We start from the raw sequence: 3,315 nt of genomic DNA on the forward strand, positions 1-3,315 counted from the left end.
CAGTTGTCAGTTGTCAGTGGTCAGTTGTCAGTTGTCAGTGGTCAGTTGTCAGTTGTCAGTGGTCAGTTGTCAGTGGTAAATCTCTTCCCCCTAGCCCCTAGCCCCTTCTTCCGCTGTCAGTTGTCAGTTGTCAGTTGTCATTAGGAAAGGGAAGATTTTAGATTGTCGGTTTAAAATTTATTGGGAATTTACAATCTAAAATCTAAAAAGCCCATCGATCAAACAATTTGCATTAAATTCGCGTACTCACTCAACAACTCATCATAGGTGAGACTTTCTGTTTCCGACTGAGGAGTCCAAAGCAACTCAAATACGGTCAGATATTCGGACGCTGTGCCACCAATTCGCTCAAGGGCTGCCTTTAAATCTGCTGATGAATAAACATTTACAAACAGCGGACGGTCATCTTCTGTGCCAATTAGCAACGTTACCACAATGTACGATCCAGGTTCTGCATTCGGGTTGGGATTTACATCTTTTTGGCGAACTTTTCCTTCTACATTTGTGAGAGTTTCGGAGCTAAATTTGCTGCGTTCTTCAATGGAAAACTTATTAAAAATTGTCTCCGCTTCTTCTCTGGTGCGAACAGTTTGGGAAGTTGCCGATACGTGCGTCCAATTTTCGGGCGATCGCAATAACGCCAAAACTGATTCTTGCACCAATTCCGACAGTCCATCCGGCGTACCAGTATCTATACTGAGGCTTAATTCTGATAGTTCTTTTTGAATTGCACGCGCTTGCGCCAGCAGTCCTACCTGAATTTTGCTAATGGTGACAATGTTATTGTCTAGTTCTTTGTTGCCAGTGGAAAAATCATTGGTAGTTTGAGCAGAATTCCTCCTGCTGTTCTGAATGGCGTAAATAATGAACAACACCATCATTAACATCATTACCCCAAACAAAGATGGAAAAACAAATCCCCATCCCGGATAGAAATAAACTCCACCTGACCTGTAACCACCACCATAGACAGGAGTGGAATTGTAATAACTACCGCCAGACGAACCACCATTATTGTTACTTCTGGAGGGAGAAGAAGAACCGCTATTCGATCTAGAAGGGCGACTGAAAGAACCGCCGCCACTGCGTCCGCCACTTTTTTTGGCGTAAGCTTCTTGCTGAATATTTAGATTCGCGATCGACTGACGATCGGACTGGGGAATTTCTACAACGGTGTTTAATAAAAGAAACGCAGTTGCTGTAGTCCAGAGTAAGCGAGATTTAAGAAGCCGCATGATTTGTCTACCTTTCTGGAAAGTCTGCCCCAGTTATTTGTGCGATCGATCTTCAGTCTGCTGCTGATTAATATTAGATGATTGTTCTTTGAGGCCAAAACTGGTAATCTCAGTTTCATAACCTTTACTTTTTGACCACCTGGCAAATAAATCGGGACGTCGATCGCGCGTTCTGACGATCTGCTGCTCTTGACGCCACTTTTCAATCTTACCATGATCCCCAGATAGCAAGACTTCTGGGACTTTCAGCCCCCGAAAGTCAGCTGGACGAGTCCACTGGGGATAGTCTAACAACCCAGCCTCAAAACTCTCTGCTTTCAAAGACTCTTCCTTACCAACTGTTCCCGGTAACAACCGCACTGTACCATTAATAAGGGCTAGTGCGGGAATTTCTCCGCAAGTCAGCACAAAATCTCCCAAGGATACCTCGCGGGTAACCAAATGCAGCACCCGTTCATCGACGCCCTCGTAATGACCGCAGATAATCACCAGTTGGTCGTAATTGGTAGCCAATTCTCGCAATAGCGGCTGATTCAAGGTTTGACCTTGGGGTGTCATTAAAATCACATCCCGTCTCGGTAAAACTGGCAGGGACTCCACAGCGACAAAGATCGGTTCTGGCTTGATCAGCATCCCGACGCCGCCGCCGTAAGTTTCATCATCCACCCGCCGATGCTTATCGGTAGCAAAATCTCTGGGATTTACCAGATGGACTTGGGCAATTTGTTTGGCGAGGGCTTTACCCAGCAGCCCCGACATCAGCGGGGAAGTGAAAAAATCTGGAAACAGGGTAACAATGTCAAATCGCACTTTGATTCGCTCAACAAGCAGGTCATATACCATAGTAGGTACAGTGACTCACAACATCCCGGCTACTTAGAGAGTATTCTGTATAAAGGCGGTCAAATTTCTCAATTATTGTTTAATAATCTGTTTAGTAATCTGGCATTATGCGTTAATGGTTAAGCTCCAGAGCCAGAACCAGAGGAGTCCTGAGCAATGACTTACAGGGGTAACTGGAGTAAAAGTAGGGCGTAGTTTCGACGCCCGCCCCACCGCACGAGAAGAGTAACACGATGCTGCAATTAGAATATCAAACCTTGGAACCCAGGAAACCCCAACTGACTAAAAGCGCAATCATGGTGATTGGCGGCGCAGAAGACAAAGTTCACGGACGCGAGATCCTACAGACTTTTTTTAGTCGTGCTGGGTCAGAAAACGCCCAAATCGCCATAGTACCCTCTGCTTCGAGAGAACCAGCGATCATCGGCGAACGATATCGCGCTATCTTCACGGAAATGGGTGCCAAGAGGATTGAGTTGCTAGACATTCGCGATCGCCAGCAGTGTGAAGACCCCGCCATCAACGAGTATCTGGAAGTCTGTACGGGCGTATTTCTGACGGGTGGCGACCAATTGCGGCTGTGTGGGTTGCTAGCCGATACAGCTTTGATGGAAAAATTACGCCTAGCCGCGTGGCAGGGTAAGATCACGCTAGCTGGCACCAGTGCTGGGGCGGCAGTGATGGGTCATCACATGATTGCCGGTGGCGGTAGCGGCGAATGTCCCAATCGTTCTTTAGTGGATATGGCGACAGGGCTGGCTATTATACCAGAGGTGATCGTAGATCAACACTTTCACAACCGCAATCGCATGGCTCGCCTGATGAGTGCGATCGCAGCTCATCCAGACCGGCTGGGCATCGGAATTGATGAAGATACCTGCGCCCTCTTTGAAAGAGATGGTATCATCCAGGTGTTGGGTAAAGGCACCGTTACGATTATCGATCCAGGAGAGGTTACCTATACCAACCATAGCCAAGTGGGAGCCACCGACCCGATCGGTATTTGCAATATGCGCCTTCACATTCTCAGCTACGGCGATCGCTATGATATGCGCCAGCGGAAAAACATTCCAGTTACCATCAATGGTTAGTCATCTTGGGGAGCAGGGGAAATTTTAGATTTTAGATTTTAAATTTTAGATTTCAAATTGAAATACCTCTTCAACTAGCACAGCAGGAGTCCCCCGCTCTAGTTGTACCCAGGTGAGCGGCGGGAGGAATGCGAGTGAGTGAAGAG

The 3,315-nt window shown here is 47.1% G+C and carries 3 protein-coding genes; 1 reads left to right on the forward strand and 2 read right to left on the reverse strand.

The window, feature by feature from the left end; genetic code table 11:
- Positions 1-218: 218 nt before the first annotated feature.
- Both LAY57_RS35165 and trmD read right to left on the reverse strand, forming a co-directional pair.
- A complete protein-coding gene (locus LAY57_RS35165; protein WP_249072060.1) occupies positions 219-1,235 on the reverse strand; it encodes a DUF1517 domain-containing protein in 1,017 nt (338 codons plus the stop codon).
- 33 nt (positions 1,236-1,268) lie between these two features.
- Positions 1,269-2,045: a tRNA (guanosine(37)-N1)-methyltransferase TrmD gene (gene trmD, locus LAY57_RS35170; RefSeq protein WP_249072065.1), complete on the reverse strand. Its 777-nt coding sequence runs from the start codon at positions 2,043-2,045 to the stop codon at positions 1,269-1,271.
- A gap of 266 nt (positions 2,046-2,311) precedes the next feature.
- Between trmD and LAY57_RS35175 the strand changes: the two genes are divergently transcribed.
- Positions 2,312-3,169 carry a cyanophycinase gene (locus tag LAY57_RS35175; protein ID WP_249072062.1) on the forward strand — a complete coding sequence of 286 codons (858 nt, stop codon included), beginning with the start codon at positions 2,312-2,314 and terminating at the stop codon, positions 3,167-3,169.
- The last annotated feature ends 146 nt before the right edge of the window (positions 3,170-3,315 follow it).

The sequence above is a fragment of the Argonema antarcticum A004/B2 genome, assembly GCF_023333585.1.
In the GTDB taxonomy this organism is placed as follows: Bacteria; Cyanobacteriota; Cyanobacteriia; order Cyanobacteriales; family Aerosakkonemataceae; genus Argonema; species Argonema antarcticum.

Coding starts and splice junctions, on each gene's coding strand:
- LAY57_RS35165 (WP_249072060.1), bottom strand. CDS start 1,235: ATGCGGCTTCTTAAATCTCGCTTACTCTGGACTACAGCAACTGCGTTT.
- LAY57_RS35175 (WP_249072062.1), top strand. CDS start 2,312: ATGCTGCAATTAGAATATCAAACCTTGGAACCCAGGAAACCCCAACTG.